This window comes from Alteromonas sp. BMJM2 (assembly GCF_027257845.1).
In the GTDB taxonomy this organism is placed as follows: Bacteria; Pseudomonadota; Gammaproteobacteria; order Enterobacterales; family Alteromonadaceae; genus Alteromonas.
In genome coordinates, this window is the sequence record NZ_JAPVOT010000013.1 from 101,907 (window position 1) to 120,718 (window position 18,812).

11 protein-coding genes are annotated in these 18,812 nt (G+C 44.5%); 3 read left to right on the forward strand and 8 right to left on the reverse strand.

Annotation, left to right across the window (positions count from 1 at the left end):
- Window positions 1-4: 4 nt before the first annotated feature.
- From O9X84_RS14010 to O9X84_RS14020, 3 genes are all read right to left on the reverse strand, one after another.
- Window positions 5-3,130: an efflux RND transporter permease subunit gene (locus tag O9X84_RS14010; RefSeq protein ID WP_269520328.1), complete on the reverse strand. Its 3,126-nt coding sequence runs from the start codon at window positions 3,128-3,130 to the stop codon at window positions 5-7.
- 11 nt (window positions 3,131-3,141) lie between these two features.
- A complete protein-coding gene (locus tag O9X84_RS14015) occupies window positions 3,142-4,461 on the reverse strand; it encodes an efflux RND transporter periplasmic adaptor subunit (RefSeq protein WP_269520329.1) in 1,320 nt (439 codons plus the stop codon).
- Window positions 4,462-4,587: 126 nt separating this feature from the next.
- On the reverse strand, window positions 4,588-4,977 hold the full coding sequence (locus tag O9X84_RS14020; protein ID WP_269520330.1) for a hypothetical protein: 390 nt from the start codon (window positions 4,975-4,977) through the stop codon (window positions 4,588-4,590).
- A 453-nt stretch (window positions 4,978-5,430) separates the two neighbouring features.
- Between O9X84_RS14020 and O9X84_RS14025 the strand changes: the two genes are divergently transcribed.
- Entirely contained in the window at window positions 5,431-7,824 is a 2,394-nt protein-coding gene (locus tag O9X84_RS14025) for a fatty acid cis/trans isomerase (RefSeq protein ID WP_269520331.1), read from the forward strand.
- A 166-nt stretch (window positions 7,825-7,990) separates the two neighbouring features.
- On the opposite strand, the gene O9X84_RS14030 is transcribed toward O9X84_RS14025, so the two are convergent.
- From O9X84_RS14030 to O9X84_RS14045, 4 genes are all read right to left on the reverse strand, one after another.
- Window positions 7,991-8,548: a cold shock domain-containing protein gene (locus tag O9X84_RS14030; protein WP_269520332.1), complete on the reverse strand. Its 558-nt coding sequence runs from the start codon at window positions 8,546-8,548 to the stop codon at window positions 7,991-7,993.
- Between the two features lie 96 nt (window positions 8,549-8,644).
- The gene (locus tag O9X84_RS14035; RefSeq protein WP_332108334.1) at window positions 8,645-9,805 is read right to left on the reverse strand and encodes a mechanosensitive ion channel family protein; all 1,161 of its coding nucleotides are present in this window, start codon (window positions 9,803-9,805) and stop codon (window positions 8,645-8,647) included.
- A gap of 159 nt (window positions 9,806-9,964) precedes the next feature.
- Window positions 9,965-13,090, reverse strand: coding sequence for an efflux RND transporter permease subunit (locus O9X84_RS14040; protein WP_269520334.1), 3,126 nt, complete (start codon window positions 13,088-13,090; stop codon window positions 9,965-9,967).
- A 2-nt stretch (window positions 13,091-13,092) separates the two neighbouring features.
- Window positions 13,093-14,361, reverse strand: a complete 1,269-nt coding sequence (locus O9X84_RS14045; RefSeq protein ID WP_269520335.1) for an efflux RND transporter periplasmic adaptor subunit — start codon at window positions 14,359-14,361, stop codon at window positions 13,093-13,095.
- 574 nt (window positions 14,362-14,935) lie between these two features.
- Between O9X84_RS14045 and O9X84_RS14050 the strand changes: the two genes are divergently transcribed.
- On the forward strand, window positions 14,936-16,801 hold the full coding sequence (locus tag O9X84_RS14050) for an alkaline phosphatase PhoX (protein WP_269520336.1): 1,866 nt from the start codon (window positions 14,936-14,938) through the stop codon (window positions 16,799-16,801).
- 96 nt (window positions 16,802-16,897) lie between these two features.
- A complete protein-coding gene (locus O9X84_RS14055; protein ID WP_269520337.1) occupies window positions 16,898-18,610 on the forward strand; it encodes a hypothetical protein in 1,713 nt (570 codons plus the stop codon).
- 40 nt (window positions 18,611-18,650) lie between these two features.
- On the opposite strand, the gene O9X84_RS14060 is transcribed toward O9X84_RS14055, so the two are convergent.
- Window positions 18,651-18,797 carry a reverse transcriptase domain-containing protein gene (locus tag O9X84_RS14060; RefSeq protein ID WP_269520342.1) on the reverse strand — a complete coding sequence of 49 codons (147 nt, stop codon included), beginning with the start codon at window positions 18,795-18,797 and terminating at the stop codon, window positions 18,651-18,653.
- Between the last annotated feature and the right edge of the window lie 15 nt (window positions 18,798-18,812).

An 18,812-nucleotide genomic window follows, 5' to 3' on the forward strand; every position in this document is an offset into this window, starting at 1 on the left:
TGAATTAACTTTGCGCTTTTTTTCGTTTCATTAGTCCTTTCAAGTCTCTACCGTAGCCTCTAAAATACTGCTTTATATCCTCGAGAATAAGGTAGTTTAGCGGCACAATGAATAGCGTGATCACGGTGGCGAACAAAATGCCAAAACCTAGGCTTACCGCCATTGGAATAAGAAACTGGGCCTGAGTCGACTTTTCAAATAACAGCGGCATCAGCCCTGCAAAAGTCGTAAGGGACGTCAGTAATACTGGCCTGAAGCGTCGACCACCAGCATCGTAAACCGCTTTTTTAAGGGCGACTCCTTCGAGACGCTTTTGATTTATATAGTCGACCAATACTAATGAGTCGTTCACCACAACCCCCGAAAGCGCGAGCATGCCCATAAAACTCAACAACGTTAAGTCCATACCCATGATCCAGTGGCCAATAACAGCGCCAACAAGGCCAAAAGGAATCACCGACATTACAATTATCGGCTGAGAATACGACTTAAACGGAATGGCTAACAAAATATAAATCAGTATTGCCAGACCCACTCCTCCTACAATTAGCCCTTGAGAGGATTCCTCTTGGTCTCGCGCCTCACCTGCCATTTCAAAGCTCACCCCAGGGTACTGACCTAACTGCTCAGACAACCAATCGTTGACCTCTGCTTGCACAAGGGTTAAATCGCCATTCTTTTTATCAAAGTCTGCGGTAACCGAAAGTGTTCTTTGTCTATCTACCCGCAAAATGCTGTCTGGGCTAAACCCTGGGATCACATCTGCTACTTGCCAAAGTGGCACTTCTTGGTTTGGTCCAATGCGAATCATCATTTGTTCAAGGGTTTCAATAGACTGCCTAGCTTGAAGTGGGTAACGCACCATCACGCGTACCTCTTCTCGGCCGCGTTGGATGCGCTGTATTTCAAACCCAAACACCGCTTGTCTGACTTGCCTTGCCACAGTATTAAGGTCTAACCCTAGCAGTCGAGCTTCGGGTTTTAATTCAAGCTGAAGTTCTTCTTTACCATCTGACAACGAGTCTTCAATATCAAAAACAGCCGCATACTCCGCCAGTTTTGTTTTTAGCTTCTCACCAAGTTCGTTAAGTGCATTGGTGTCTCTGCCTTTAAGCTCAACATCCACCGGCGAGCCGCCCCAACCACCAATTTCAGCGCGATAGTTAAGCTGTTCTGCACCAGCAATTTGGCCAACGCGTTTACGCCATTCGTTAACGACTTCACGTGTAGATACGTCTACGGTACGTTTTTCAGGCGGCACTAAATCAATTTGCACTCTACCTGTGGTGGAGTTTCTGCCCCCACTCACTGAATAAATATTTCGAATGACTGACTCGCCAGTATCTTCATCAAGGTACTCCTCACGAAGCGCTTGCGCGTGACCCGTCATAGATTTTACGATGCGATCCGTACTTTCAAATGCCGTTCCCGCAGGCATAACCAAAGTAGCAGTTGCCACCTCACTTTGAACTCTTGGGAAGAAAACGAATTTGGTTTGTCCACTGGCAATAGAGCCAATGATAATCACCAGTACTGAAAACATGAGCACCCACGATGCATAGCGCCACTGCATTGCGCGAGCTAAAACAGGTTGATATGCCCGTTCAATAAGAACTTCTAAAGACCGAGCAACCTTCTTTTGAATTTCTGACAGTTTAGATGCCGGTTTGTCGCCACGGGGTTTCACGTGCTTTAAGTGAGCGGGCAAAATAAATTTCGATTCAATTAATGAAAACAGCAATACTGGGATGATGACAAACGGAATAGCCGCATACCAACTTCCCCTGCCTGTTTGAAACGCGAGTGGCAAGAAAGCCGCTGCTGTTGTCAAAATACCAAACGTAACCGGTACCGCCACTTCTTGCGTGCCTTTAATGGCCGCATCAAGAGGGTTTTCGCCACGCTCTAAATGGGCGTAAACATTTTCCCCGGTCACGATGGCATCGTCCACCACTATGCCTAGAACTAAAATAAAGGCGAAAAGGCTCATTAAGTTTAGCGTAACGTCGAACACAGGCATCAATAAGAATGCCCCCATAAAACTCATGGGAATCCCTAAACATACCCAAAACGCCACCGATGGTCGCAAAAATAGGGCAAGTAAAGTAATCACCAATAGCGCCCCCTGCCATGCACTAGTCGATAACGTAGCAAGGCGGGCTTTAATTGGCTCACTTCTGTCTCGCCAAAAATCTAAACTTAACCCTTCGGGCATTTGCGATTGTTTGGCGATTACGTAATCTTTAACCGCTTGGGTAACTTCAATAATACTTTCATCACCGGTGCGAAACACCTCTACTTCCACAGCAGGCATACCGTTAAACCGTGTTTTAAGTGGCGTTTCTTCAAAAGCATCTACAATATTCGCCAGGTCGCCCAACTTAATCATTGTGCCGTCTTGCGTGGTGACTATAGGAATGTTTGCATATTCATCAGCGTTATACGCTTGGCCTCTACTACGGATGAAAATATCACCGCCTTCGGTCTTTAGGTTACCTGCTGACACATCGGTTGCGTTTTGACGAATAACGGTAGCAACCTGCTCTAACGTTAGGTCGTACTTTCTGAGCACTAATTCTTGAATTTCAATGGAAATTTCAAAGGGAAGCGTTCCCCCCACTTCAACTTGAGAAATACCTTTAATGGCAGCCAATTCATCGCGCACTGTATCTGCTAATCGGCGCAGCGTTATGGGGTCGTAATCACCATACAGCACTACCCCAATGGCATCTCGTCGCCATTGAGGTACTTGAATAAGTAAATTCTCTGCATCAACCGGAAAATTATTGATCGCGTCCACTTTTATTTTTACATCATCAAGCATTTCCCTAACGTTATATCCTTCCTCAACTTCGATGGTGACAGATGCACTACCCTCACTGCTTGATGAATTAAGTTCTCGTATTCCCTCTAGGTCTTGAACCGCCTCTTCAATACGAATTGTGATCCCCTCTTCGACTTCCTGAGGCGATGCGCCAGGCAAAGACATAGTGACGCGCACACTGCGCTGTTCGAATTCGGGAAACAAATCAACGGGGATATGGTTTGATACAACATACAGCCCTGAGATAAAAATTACGGCAAGTAAGATATTCGCCGCCACATCATTTTTAGCAAACCATGCAATCATGTTGGCATCTCCTACTCTTGTTCAGTGTTTTTTGCACTGTCAGCAGTCTTTGCCTGAAGCGATTTTTTAGCTGATGACGTCTCTGGCAAGCTATCGGCGAGTGACTTCACCTTCGTGCCATCGGGAATGTTGGCCGTAGGTGTAAGAATTAACTGATCGTTTGGCGTTAACACATTGCTGCCATTGCCAGTAACTTGACGATTAGTGGCAGAAACAATCACGTTTTTGTCGTCGGTCCATAACGGAGTGATGGGTCTTTTTCTTAAGACTCCTTCGTCCACCACACTTACCATATTGCTCTGAGACACAGCTTGACGAGGAATGACAAATACATCATTGAGTTTCTGCCCTTCGATACGAGCACTTAAAAATTGACCTACTCGTAGCGCTGGCCTTTGTTGAGTAGCTTTAAAAGGGGCTTCTACCTGAGCCACAAGAAATAGCATGCGGGTGGTAGGATCGAAAGCACCTTCACTTCGCACAATCTCACCTTCCCATTGATACGTTTTAGTGCCTAAATCGCCGTAAAGTCTAACCCGGGGATTTTGAGAAGAGTCCGAGCCGTTTTCACCTAAGTAAAAATATTCTAGCTCTGCGGTTTTAATGGGCAACCTAACTTCAACAACGTCTGTACTGTAAATAGACGCGATAGTCTGTGACGGCGTCACTACTTGTCCAACATCAATTGACTGACTTAGCACCATGCCATCGAAAGGCGCTTTGATAACAGTTCGTTCAAGATTTAGCTGGGCGCCCATTAGCCTTGCCTCTGCCGCGCGAAGCGCCGCTTCGGCAGCGGCAACCTGAGGTTTGCGCAATGCCAAAAGTTTAGCGGCCTCTCCTTTAGGCTGTTTGTTCCATTGTTGCGCTGAAAAATCGGCTTCAGCCAGCTCTTGCAGATAGCTTACGTTGGCCTCTGCAACCGCAGATTTCGCAATATCCACTTCAATGCGAAAGTCTCGGTTTTCTAACTGAACAAGAACATCACCTTTTTTAAATGAAGCCCCGGCACGAATATTGGGAGCAACTGATACCACGCGACCGGAAACATCAGCTACCAGCTCGGTTTGTGTGAGCGGTTGGGCCGTACCGTAAGACTCAATCCATATCTCATAATTATCGATAGTGAGATCCATGACATCAACGGCGACGGAGGGAGCAGCTTGACTTCCTCCCCACTTCCTTGCCTCTGGCTTACTGGAAAACATCGCTTTCACTATTAGCCCAGCGATGATGAGGATAACGATAGAGACAATGATATGAACTACCCAAGGTGCTTTTTTGTTATAGGTGGTTTGTTGATTTTTGTTGTTATTATCGGTGTTAACCATATTTTCACTCCACGCAGTACGCGCACTACTTCAGTTTTCTACGACATAGAATACGGCGTTTTAAAAATTTAGGACTCCGATAAGCGACAAAAAGACGAAAAAGAAGGTTTAACACAACATAAACAATTAGCGAGATGATAAGCGTATCTGCGAAAGCCAGAGTTGAATTTTTGCCTCGTCTTTATCAATCATAAACGGCATGGTGAGATTTGAAGGCCTATGCGGGGAGCCTGCGTGAACAAATATACTGTTTTCGACAATACCCACCGCTTTGCAGCCGGCCTGTTGAAAAGCAACGTATCCCGCCATCATTTCGTGAATTGCATCATGAGTAATGCCCGCAGTTTCTGTGGGACGTTGAAAAAGCACCCAGGCATTTAACGAGGCGGTTAATGAAAGAATGTCGAGTGTAAGTTTTCGAACGCCACTTAAATTAAATCCATCGGCATAATCGCAATATACCGTGTCGCCCTGCAAAGACAGCGAATAATTTCCGTGTGCATTATCTAAGACCATACTCTGTTAAACCATAATTTGGCAGAAGACCACTTCAGTTAGACAAAAGTATATTCCTAGAAAATTAAAAATGACAAATTAATTTGAAGATAAGATTTTATTTAAATAAGCGAAAATGAATAACCTAAAAGCCATCCGCCTATCAGTATTAACATTAAAGCTAAAAGGGTACTTTTCCATTTGGGCACTACTACAACATATAGATATTGCGACGTTGCAGGTAATTACTATCTCAAATTAATGACGCACACGGACATTTTCCCTCTTTTCTACCACCTGCGCTCTAGCTACTGTATAGTGGCAATTCTAAGGCTGTTCGTACTAGCGAATAGGGTTATCTTGATGTTATGTCAACGCAACATTTCGGCAATTACTCCCAGTCATAAAATACAGCCCAAAAAACACGGTTAAAAAGCACCGTGATAACAAAATAATTTAAAAGAGAGTTTTTGCATGAATAAATGGACAACCTCCATTTGGTGTATCGTTGTGCTATTAGCTGGGTCAGGCATTTATCATTTTTTCCAAACGCCCATAAAAGCCAAGTCGCTACCTGTATCAGTGCCGCTTGCAAGTGAAGTGGTTAATTATCACGATGACGTAAAGCCCGTGTTAGCCAAGCGCTGTGTGGTATGCCATGCGTGTTATGATGCCCCTTGCCAACTTAAAATGGGCGCTTATTCCGGTATTGAACGAGGCGCGAGCAAAGAACGAGTCTACGATGGTGAAAGGCTCATAGAAGCCAACTTAACTCGGCTATTTGAAGACGGCCATACGCTAGCCCAATGGCGAGACAAAGCGTTTTTTGCTGTAAATTCTGACACGCCCCAAATGAGCTCAAATGGCTTGTCATCCGCAGATTATCAAACTGCGGCCAATGAAAACTTATCATCAAGCGTTATTGCCCACCTGCTGCAGTTAAAACAAGACACGCCAGTGAAAACAGCCAGTGAAACGCCGGCGCTTCTCAATAAAGAAGATTATCCGCTGAATATCAACAGAGCATATCAATGCCCTACCATCGACGATATCGATGACTTCAAAGAAGATTACCCTTTATGGGGAATGCCCTATGCGTTGCCAGCATTGGACAAACAAGAAAACGCACTCATTCTCAATTGGATAGCACAAGGCGGCAAAGGTAGTGATGACGTTGTCATTAGCGAAGAAAATAAAAAGCAGATTATGGCGTGGGAAGACTTTTTAAACGGCGATAGTTTAAAGTCTCAATTAATGAGCCGTTACTTGTTTGAACATCTCTTTCTTGTGCATCTGCACTTTGACGCAAAGCAACCTCAACAGTTTTTCAAGCTGATTCGCTCTTCAACTGCCCCTGGACAACCTATTAACAGTATTCATACCCGTCGGCCTTTCGACAGCCCAGGCGTAGAGCGGGTGTATTACAGAATAGTGCCGCTAAAACAAACGCGAGTGCACAAGTCGCATATGCCAGTATTACTTACCAGCGATCGCATGGATAAATATGAAGACTGGTTTTTAAACGACGATTATGAGGTTACCTCAATGCCGTCGTATAAGCCTGAAGAGGCCTCTAACCCCTTTATTACCTTTGCCCAATTACCTATAAACGCGAGATACAACTATATGCTTGATGAGGCGCAAAACACCATCATGCAATTTATCAAAGGCCCAGTATGTCGCGGGCAAATGGCGCTAAACGTAATAAACGATCATTTTTGGGTTGTATTTTCTGAGCCAGATTTAGATTTGGTTCAAAATAACGGCGAATTTATTCAACAAGCACTCCAAAATATTGAGCTGCCTGCTGAAGAGCAAAGCAATGCCCTACCCACGGCATGGATGAACTATGCCGCGATGGAGCGTGAATATTTAAACGCGAAATCTGAATTCATCAATACCCAGATAAAAGACAAGTTAAACATCGATCTTGATTTACTGTGGAACGGTGATGGTGAGAATGAAAATATGGCATTAACTATCTTTAGGCATAAAGATGCCGCAAGCGTAGTTAAAGGGCTTGTTGGAAATACACCACAAACGGCTTGGGTGTTAACGTACCCACTATTTGAGCGCATTCACTATTTACTCGTGGCGGGTTACGACGTGTACGGCAACGTTGGCCATCAGCTTAACAGTAGAATGTATATGGACTTTTTGCGTATGGAAGGCGAGTTCAACTTTTTAGCGTTACTGCCAAGTGAAACCAGAGACAAGGTTAGAAGCAAATGGTATCGCGGCTCGGTGAGTGAAGTTGAAGAATTTGTGTATAAAGGCAATACATCAAAGATAGAGACTAGCATTGAGTACAACACCGATAACCCTTATCAAGAATTACTCGATACCATGAAGCGTAAATTCACAGGCACAATCAGCGAGCGACATTACCTAAATAACGGGTTTAAAGAGAAAGAGGCTATCGCTAGCTTTAACACGATAAACTCGTTTAAGGGCAACAATATTTCACTGCTGCCTGAGTCAACCGTAGTGCGTGTTTATGACAAATCAAGCGATGAACAGCACTTTTACACCATGCTAAGGCACAGCGCCCACACCAACATTTCTCATTTGTTTAATGAGGAAGACAGGCGCTTGCCCGAAGAAGACACCGTCACGATTGCCAGTGGCTTTATGACCTCTCACCCAAATGCATTTTTGCAAGTCGAAATATCAGACCTACCCGACCTCGCCACACGCATCAATAAAATGGGGTCAGAACCGGATTATGCAGCATTGCTAGACACCTATGGCGTAAGACGCACAAACCCCAAATTTTGGGACTATGCTGACAACATGCACAGCTATTTTAAAGCCACCTACCCTACTGAGTTTGGGTATTTAGACTTTAACCGGTTGGAAAACAGGTAGAAATGACGGCTAGAGGGTAGCCTTCTACTCCCTTTTTTAAACAGTAAGATAAATGAGGGCGCCGATAACGGCGCCTTTTTTTTGCTGTGCTCAAATTAAGTAACTCAACGAAAGGCAAATCATTACACGTGCCTAGCTAAGTCAATAAACACAACGCTAGGACACATTAAAATCTTGAGTCATTCTCACAAGGCTGTCCATCGTTGTCTCCGTCCATTTTGGTATTAGGGCAGTTTCTGATAAAGAACACGGCCTCAGCTCGCGAGTTCATCTGGCTACAGTGTTGACGGCCATCGCATGTAAATTGCGTGTTTTCCACCGTAGTAAGCGGCATCAAAGGAATATCTTTTAAAGGGGAATCTATAAGGCCTTCGTCTTTAAAAAATTGAACAATGGTTGGGTAAAGTACGAAGCCCAGTATCATTAATGTACACATTCCTAAAACGTTCGATACGTTTAGCGAGGATTTCTTTTTTAGGCGATGCGGCTTTACAGAATTCGAGGACAATCGAGAAAGGCGCTTTAAGTTAACCGCTTTACGCTTGCCATTCCGTTCGATGTCAATATCGATGTCGAATGACAACACTTCACCTACTTCTGGCCTATTTGTATTGTGGGGAAAGGCGGATATATGAACGAAGACCTCTTCCCCATTGCTGTCATCTGTAATAAACCCATAGCCTCTTTGGTCATTCCATTTGCTCAGTCGTCCGTGCAATTTCATCTCAGTCCTTTTATAACCATCTTCCCTGTAATAGTAATTAACTACATTGTCTGCTTCTTTTCAAGTACGGTCTTACGCTTTTTGAAGAAACAACTTTTAAAGAATATTCTCGCCCCCCTCAGGGTCTCTCGAGTTACGGGCCTGTTCTCTAATCTCATGCGCTTCAGACGCTACATCATCATCTGAAACACGGCTATGCTCAGCCGTATCAAAGTTATTTTCGGCTTGATTGGGCGTTGTATCCTGTGATGACTTACTTTCTCTATTTTCTTTCATCTTATTGCCACTGCGGTCTTCTTTATCAACACCTGCCTCTTCTTGGTTTGCCGCTTTTTCAACCATGATGCCTTGGGGAAATATGCGCTCTCTTGCATCATCAGGCATGCTGATTTCTGCATCCAAAAAGGCTTTGGTAATATTACGCATTAGCACTGAAGACATTTTGACAACACTCGTTTTTTCTACATTAACCCAAAAGTACACTTTCACGTTGTAACTAGAGGCACCTAGCGTATCGATAAGAACTTGCGGCTCTGGATCATCAAGTACGTTTTGCTGATGAGCGATAACACCTTGAGCTATCTGTTGTGCCTGTTGTATTTCCGAGTCGTACCCTACCCCAATGACAAAGTGCCCTCGCATTAGCGGGTTAGCCGTTAAATTCTTTATTACGCCCTTATAAATAGTCGCATTAGGTATTTGAATGTGATTGCCATCAAAATCCACCAGCGTGGTAGCACGTGCCGTCACTTTTTGAATAATACCTGTAAAATCATTTATCTGAACAATATCGCCTATTCGAAATGGCCGTTGAATAGTGAGCAGTAGGCTTGAAATAAAATTTTCTGCAATGTCCCTAAACGCAAAACCTAAGATAAGCCCGACGACACCGGTTCCACTGACCACTGCAATAGCAAAGCCCGTTAAACCCGCCAAAAACAGAAACAAATATATGCCGAGCAACATAAGTACTAAGCTGATGCTTCGTTGTATAACAGAGCGAAGTAAAGGCGACGTTGTCGTTCGCGTCATTGGTTTTACAAGTAGTCTGGCAACATGAGGTGCTAACACGATAAAGATCGCCATCACTACGATGCCAAGGCCTAAACCAGGCAAGCGATAGACAAAGCTTTCCCATAGTTGGGCTAAAAGCGATTGTGCATTGGACAGACTGGAGATAGCACCGCCGCCATCAGTGCTTTGCACCAGTGAGGAAACAGTAACGTGTTCCGCTGCATTCAGTCTTGCTGAATGCATTTCCACTTCATTTAATAGCGTGCTGTTTAACGCAGTTCCATTTAAAAACGTGGCTTTTGATGATGTTACAAACATAACCTTAATCCTTGGTGAACGCCTTCACATTTAGTGACGGCGTAGTGTTTTATCCTAAAATTCAGAGTGCAAAAAGCGTTTCATTTAATGCTCGCTGGCTTGTTCATTGCCATTGCTTGACGTTTTGCTTAGACGACGAACCCACACAAACAAAAAGGGAGCAAAGAACACAACGCATACTGTTGTCATCGTTATTCCACCCAGCACGCCTATGCTAATTGCATTTTGTGCACCCGAGCCTGGGCCAGAGGCAAAAGCTAGGGGCATTACGCCTAAAATGAAAGTAAGCGATGTCATAATAATGGGGCGAAAGCGCTGACTTGCGGCGTTGATGGCAGCGTCGTAAGCGCTCATCCCTTGGCTGTAGTTGCGCTGTGCAAACTCCACAATCAAGATAGCATTTTTTGCTGCTAAACCAATGGTCATTAACAGCCCTACTTGGAAGTAAACGTCGTTTGATTGACCCGTTAACCAGGTTGCTAATACTGCACCGCAAATACCTAACGGCACCACCAATATAATAGCAACGGGGATCACCACACTCTCATACAACGCGGCTAAAATCATAAAAACAACGACTATTGTAATACTGTATAGCAACAGCGTTTGACTACCACTTTCTTTTTCTTCGTAAGATAACCCCGTCCACGCAATTTCAAAACCATTATCTAATGATTCTGCAATTCGCTCTAACTCTTTTAGTGCCTCGCCTGAGCTCACTCCTGGTGGCGTCGAGCCCTGTATCTCTCTTGCAGAACCGCCATTGAACCGCGTTAACTTAGATGGGCCGTAAGACCACTTTCCCTCTGCTATTTGGCTAAGCTGAACCATGCCATCGCTGCTGTTACGCAAATACCAATTATCGATATCAGCAGGCAGCATTCGATATTCATTATCGGCCTGAACGTAAACCCGCTTAATGCGACCGCTATCGACAAAATCATTCACATAGCGACCGCCTAGAGCAACGCTTAACGTTTGATTTATTGTTGATATTGGAACCCCTAGCGCTAGCGCCTTTGGCGTATCTATATCTAAGCTGTATTGAGGATTGTCAGCAAGGCCATTAAAGCGAACTTGAGACAGCAATGGACTTTCGTTGGCAGCTTTTAATAATTGCTGAGTTGCCTGCTTCATTGCCTCATGCCCCGCTCCTTCGCGGTCAATCAGCTGCAGCTGAAAGCCACTGTCGTTACCTAACGCACTCACAGGCGGCGGTACAAGGGGAATAATCATAGCGTCTTTCACCGGTGCCAACGCCTTTGCGGCGCGCTGCTTAATGTTAAAGACGCTGTTTTGTTCGCCACGCTTTTCCCAATCTTTCATCTGTACAAACGCAATACCCACATTCTGCGCTTGCCCTGCAAAGCTAAAACCAGCGGCAGTAAACAACCCCTCTACTGCATCACCCGCGTCGTTGAGATAAAAGTCTTCCAGCTTGGCCATTTTTTTTCGAGTTTGCTGAAGCGTTGAGCCAGGAGGCCCAGACACCAAGGTAAACATTCGGCCTTGATCTTCTTCAGGTAAAAAGGAGGTAGGTATTCGTCCAAAGATCCACATGCTTCCTGCCACTAATACAATAAACACCGCAGGTAAAATTATTTTATTGTTGAGCAATTTTTCTAACAGGGAATTGTGACTGTTTTTGATCTTGTCGAAGCCGCTATTAAACCACTGCAGTGCCTTTGTGCTTTGCTTCTTTCCACCAGATTGCAGCAACAATGTGCAAAGGGCCGGAGACAAGGTAAGAGCAATAAACAGTGATATACCCATGGCAACCGATATCGTGATAGCGAACTGCCTATAAATAACCCCAACCGAGCCGCTAAATAGCGCCATGGGCAAAAACACCGCCCAAATCACCACTGTAGTTCCCACTAGTGCAGACGATATTTCTGCCATCGCATTTTTTACCGCCTCTTTAGGCGACAGGCTTTCATCTTCCTCTAGCTTTCTTTCGGCGTTTTCGGTAACCACTATGGCGTCATCTACTAACATGCCAATAGCCAAAACAAGGGCAAACATAGTAAGTACGTTAATGGAGTAACCAAACAGCAATAAAAAGCTAAATGTACCTAGTAAAACTACAGGTATCGCAACCGCCGGAATCAAAGTAACTCTTAGCGTTTGCAAAAAAATGTAAATCACTAGCACCACTAACACCACCGCAATCACGAGGGTTTCAAGTACGTTGAAAATCGACGCTCGGATAAAAGGCGACGTATCGACTGGGTAAGCAATATCTAAATCATCTGGAATGATGCTTTTAAATTCATCAATCCGCGCTTTCAAGGCTTCTATTGTGGCAAGCGCATTGGCGGATGGCGCAAGCTCAATGGCAATACCGGATGCGGGTTTTCCGTTCCATCGCCCAAGCACTCTGTAATTTTCTGCACCCACTTCAATTCGAGCAACATCGCCTAACGTTAAACTCGCGCCATTTAAATCTGAGCGAAGCAAAATGGCTTCAAATTCTTCAGGCGTACTTAACAGCGACTGCGCAGTAATAGTGGCATTTAATTGTTGGCCTTCTACCGATGGGGCTCCGCCAATTTCACCCGTTGCTAACTGCACATTTTGTTGTTCAATGGCATTAGTGACATCGAGTGCAGTAATGTTGTAGTTATTCATGGCGTTAGGATTAAGCCATATGCGCATGGCGTTTTCAGGGCCGAAGGTTTGTATTTGCCCCACCCCATTAACCCGACTTAATGGCTCTTCAAGATTCGACACTAGAAAGTCTGAAATCTCGTTGCGGTTCATCTCGCCACTTTTTGAGAAAAAGCTGACCAGCAGCGCATAACTGCTGCCTGCCTTTTCTACTGCAATGCCAAGCTGCTGCACAATGGGCGGTAACGCAGATTGCGCTTGAGATACTTTGTTCTGGGTTTGTACTTGCGCAATATCGGGGTCGGTACCTGGTTCAAAGTTTAAGGTAATTGACGCCGTACCGGCAGAAGAGCTTTGCGACTGAATGTAGCGCAAGTTGTCGATACCCGTGAGGCTCTTCTCAATAACTTGAGTAACCGTAACCTCCATGGTCTTTGCCGACGCACCGGGGTAACTTGCGCTAATAGAGACTTTAGGTGGAGCGATATTCGGGTACTGCTCTAGCGGAAGATTCATCACTGAAAAAGCGCCGCTTCCCATAATAAGAAGCGCGATAACGGCAGTAAAAATAGGGCGATTGATGAAAAAGCGAGAAAACATAATTATTGTGCCTTCGCTGTCATCTGAGTACTTTGGTCATCAGAGCTCTTATTGGCTTTTTGTTCAACTTCTTGTTTAGCTTGTTGCTTAGCTTTTTGATTAGCTTCTCGGTCACCCTCCTGATTCACCTTTTGCGGCTTAACACGTTGCCCATCGGCTAGTGTCATTGTGCCCTCAATAATAAGCCGTTCTCCTTGCTTCAATCCTTCTTCAATAACCCATTTGTTTTCAAACGCAGTGCCCGTAATTACCTCTCGTTCACGTGCTTTATTGTCGGCATCTATTACCCACACATGTTTTTTATCATTAACTCCAATTTTTACACTTTTTTGAGGGACAATAATAACGGGGGCTGCAGCACTATCATTAATTGCACCGCGCACGAATAACCCGGGTAGGAGCGCTGTATCAGGGTTAGCAAACACGGTGCGTACTTGAATAGTGCCCGTTTGGTTATCAACCGCAAAATCTGTGGCTTTTATTTTACCAACCTGAGGATAACGCTCTCCTGAATTTAAAAACAAACTTACTGATTGGCTCTGCGAAGTATCACTTTGCGAGCCTATCAACTGCCTATCGCTAGCAGAGACAGAGAAATCAATATAAACAGGGTCTAATTGACGAATGGTGACAAGGATTTGTTCTTGCTGCTGCGACACCAGCGCGCCCTTAGTTACACTTGAAGGCCCTATGTAGCCGGTGATTGGTGCGTAAACCTTAGTATAAGCAAGGTTTATTTTTGCGCGCTTAAGCTGGGCTTCACTCTGCATTAACGCGGCCTTGGCCTGCATTAGCTCTGTTTGCGCATCTTCGAAAACTTGCTGACTTAGCACGTTAGACTCAGCCAAGCTGTCGTAACGCTCAACAACGGACTGGGCATTATTCTCTCTCGCTTGGGCGTTATTAAGGTCTGCCTGTGCAGAATCTACTTCAGCTTGGTAACGGTTGGGTTCAATTTGGTAAAGCTGGTCGCCCTCTTTAACTAACGCTCCCTCGGTAAACAAGCGAGACTGAATAATGCCGCTTATCTGAGGCCTTACTTGAGCAACTTGGAATGGCACTACTCTGCCTGGAATTTTGGCTAAAGTAGGAATTTGCTGTGGCTTAAGCTCTACATACCCTACCGGCGTTGCAGGTTGTTTTTGCTTAGCGTTATCATCTTGCTGAGGTGAAGCGGATTGTTGAGATTGTGATGAGGCAGTATCTTTATCGCTACAACCAAACGTTGCTAGAGCGGCAAACATCAACGCGATACTTACTTTTTTAATCATAATCCCTGCTCGTATTTTCCGTGGTATGGAGTAGATGTGGAATAAAAAAGCGGCATATTCCATCGGGTTTTTATTTGCGCTGGCATAAATTTTTATTTGCGCTGGCATAAATATGGAAACTATTTAGAACGTAAAATAGATACCAATACAGAGTATTTGAAATGCGATTACAAATACGTCAGACCATTGTAACTACGGGAAAATGAAGCGTAAAAGATCACCTCTCAACACAATCGACGAGTTACTTTGGCTCTGTGGATCCTCAACCAGCACCGCTTTTCATTCGAAATAATCTCACGCTAATTAGCTTTCCAAAGCACCTAAAAAATCTAAGTGAAAAATGTAAAACCCGACGACTTATTTAAGTGTACGGCATGAATAATTTATGAAGATTTAGTGACAGGCTCTGTAAGAAAACATTCATTTTTTTGCAAGCTTAGTGTCACGGAGCTGTCATCAATCATTCTCAAACTAGAAAAAGCTAAAGTTGGGTGAATAAGACAGATGAGTCGCTTTAGCATCATCAAGGCTATGCACAAGATGCTGTGCCGTATCACAATATTTGGGAACGACAATGATAAATACAACACATAAGAAACTTAAATTCACAGCACTTGCTTTAGCTGTGTCCTTTGGATTGTCGGGATGCTTTCTAGAGGGCGATGATGGCTCTGATGGTATCAACGGAGCAGAGGGCGCACAGGGACCTCAAGGTCCTGAAGGTGAACAAGGCCAAACCGGCGAGCAAGGTCCTTCCGGCGAACGTTCAGGCGTATTAACTCGCATCGCGACAGTGCCAGATGGTGCAGAAGTAACAGGCATATTTTTAACTGATGCCGGCGACTTATTTTTCAATGTTCAGCACCCTTCAGGCACAAACACAGCAACAAACGACACAAATGCAGTGCCAATTAATACAGGCACTGTGGGGGTGTTAGCCGGCGTGAACTTTAATAATTTACCGGCCACTCTGGTTGACTCGCCAGTGCCTTCTAGTCAACAAGAAAGAGAAACCGTCATGAGTGCTTATGGTGAATACCAAGTGCTTGGTCAAACAGGTGACACTTTCAACGGTATGCTTCCTGCTGGCCTAGGCCACATCTATACCTTAGATAACAAAACACTCATTCTTGAAAATGACATGCCCGACTTTAACGGTTTTGTTTCTACTGGTAATGATGAAGGTTATTTGTTCTCTAACTGGGAGGAGCTACCCGGCGGCATGAGCCGCATGAAGATCGAAAAAGACGAGAAAGGTACTTGGACGGTTAGCGAAGCAATGATGTTGGATTTCTCGCCTGTTTGGGGCACCGCAGCGAACTGCTTTGGCTCAATGACACCATGGAATACACCACTAACGTCAGAGGAATGGGTAGTTGATAGCTCAGTGGATAGCACAACTGATGCTGATTGGAACGATCCAGATGAAATCGCAAGCAACAGTCGATTAGGCCGTATGTGGGATTTGACAGCACCTGATGCTTCTAACCCTTATAAGTATGGATATATCGCAGAAGTAACCGATGCTGTGGCAGCCAACCCGGTTATTGTTAAACACTTTACCCTTGGTCGTTATGAGCATGAAAATGCGACTGTTATGCCAGATGGAAAAACAGTTTACCTTTCTCAAGACGACACGGGCGGCGTTTTCTTCAAGTTTGTTGCTGACACAGCCGAAGATCTTTCGGCAGGTACACTATATGGCGCTAAATTAGTACAAGATCTTGGTCAAAACGATCCAGCAACTACTGGCTTTGATGTAACTTGGGTTGAAATTGCATCGGGTGATAACGCGACAATTCAGGCTTGGATCAATGAATATGATGGTATCGGTACAGACGACTACGTTGAAGGCCAGAGTTCTTACATCACCATGGCTGACGTACAGGCATGGGTTGATGGTGATGCAACATATCCTACTGAAGCCGACGGCGGTGGCGCAGTAACAGCGGGCGACCCAATGGATGACCGTGTCGCTTTCCTTGAATCCCGTGCGGCTGCAAAACTGAAAGGTGCAACGGCTGAATGGCGTAAACTCGAAGGCATCAGCATCAACCATGACCGCGCAAAAGAAGCGGTGGAAGGTGTTGATTTGATTGACGACGAAATTGTAACCGATGCATACCTCTACATCGGCATTGCTGATATCGACAACACAATGACAGACAACGAAGGTGATATGCAATTATCAGCACGGGTTAAAGATTGTGGTGGTGTTTACCGAGCTCGTTTAGGTGAAAATTACGATATCAGTCGTATTGAACCTGTTGTTATGGGCTCGACCTATCGCTCTAGCCTCACTGGTGCAGAGCGTTGTGATGTAAATAACCTTTCTCAACCAGACAACGTGATTGTAATGAAAGACGGCAGAATCTTAATTGGTGAAGACGGCTTCCAAGAAAACAATACATTGTGGATGTATCAGCCTGCTGCTGACTAAGCACTACTCATCCCTGGGTAAGTCATTTTGACGATTTGCTCAGGGGTGTTTTCACGCGCTAAATAACAAAAAAATACAATTATAAAGAGACACTTTATGAGCATCTTGCCAAAAGCATCATATTCGATATTCCCCTTGTTGTGCCTGACGGTTTTAGTCAGTGCCTGTTCTCCGACTGCAGAAGAAGTGGTTTATCCATACAATGAAGGCGATGACATTCCGGCACTCGCCTATCTAGAGCATGATGAAGTGTATAACCCCGAGTCAGTTATTCCGCCTCAGTGTTATACAAAGACTGAAGGTGTGAATAACCCTTGTTATGCTTGCCATCAAAGTTATGACAAATCAGAACAGCGTCCAAATCAAATGGGCGACGGCACTCTACAAGGCAATTATGAATTTTCAGATGTAGGCCTAACCAATAGCTGGAAAAATTTGTTTATAGACCGTCGCGAAATGATCAAAGAAATTCCAAATCACCTGATTGACGATTGGGTTGACGAAGACAACTACAAAAGCGCCCTACTTGCCTCTCATTCACACTCAACTTCCGCGCTTCAAAAAAATGAAAAAACGGGCTTACCTGCGGCGCAAGGAATTCCTCAGAATATGCAGTTAGCCAATCTAGCTGAGCCCTCACTTGCCTTCGCAAAAAACGGATTGGCAAAAGATGATAGTTTCTGGGTTGCCTATAATTACAAGCCTTTCCCAAGTACTTTTTGGCCAACCAACGGTTCATTCGGCGATGCTATGATCCGTCTGCCACAATCATTTCGCCAAATAAATGGGAAAGATAATGAAGACATCTATTTCTTAAACTTGGCGGTTTTGGAAATGACGATGAAAGGCCTAAATCGCCTTGCAATTTTTCCGTTTGATGAACAGCAGCACAATCTAGATATTAATGGCGATGGTGAACTATCCGCATCCGTGAATCATTTAGAGAAACCAAGCCACTATTTTGGCGATGCTGAGCATATTGAATTGGCGTATATGCTCTATCCTGAAGGCACTGAATTTTTACACACCGTTCGCTATTTAGGTGAAGATAAAAATGGTGATGTGATACCTTCGAAAAGAATGAAAGAAGTGCGATATATGCAAAAGCACGTTTTCAGAAATCGTCAAAGCTTAGCATCTGCTTACTATGCAGAAGCGAAAGACAAACATTTTGAGCAACTACCTCAAACTCGATACTTAGGTGGGCGTGGTATCGACAATGGTTTTGGCTGGACAATCAATGCCTATATTGAAGACGCACAAGGCGAGCTGCGACCACAGCACAAACAAGAGCTCGCTTTTTGCAACGGCTGTCATAAATCAGTTGGCGCAACCTTTGATCAAACCTTTTCTTTTGCTCGCAAAGCACCAGGAGCAAGGGGTTGGGGCTATATCAATTTGAAAAGTTTAAACGACGCGCCGAACATCGGTGAGGAATTGGGCGAATATTTGACTTATATGTCACGAGTAGGCGGCGGCGATGAGTTTAGGCAAAACACCGAAATGCTCTCAAATTGGTTTGATGATAATGGCAAGCTTGATAGTCAAAAAGTGGCTCGAGTAAGCAATTTGCAAGAATTAATTGTGCCCTCTAGCGAGCGGGCTAGAGATTTGAATAAAGCGTATTTAACTATCGTAAAAGAGCAAAGTTACTTATTCGGTCGAGATGCAACTATTACTAAGGCAACTAATGTGTTGGAAACCATTGATGCAGAGCAACCACCTTTACTCAATAGTCATCAATTTCAATGGGATATGCGCCTCGACTGGCAAGAACAAGAAAGCCTTAACTTAGTAAAAGAAGACTAGCATGGACACTTCATGGTTAGATTTTGCGTTCGCTTGCGTGCTAATGGGAATTGGCATAGGTACTGATGTTGCTCTTGCAACACAAGATAAGGATGTCATCAGCATAGCGCACTATGCGGTGCCCACGTTGTTTCATTTCCTCATCGAACGCATCCAGATAGATGTTCGCTATGAGGGGGCTTATCACCCCGCCTTGCGGACT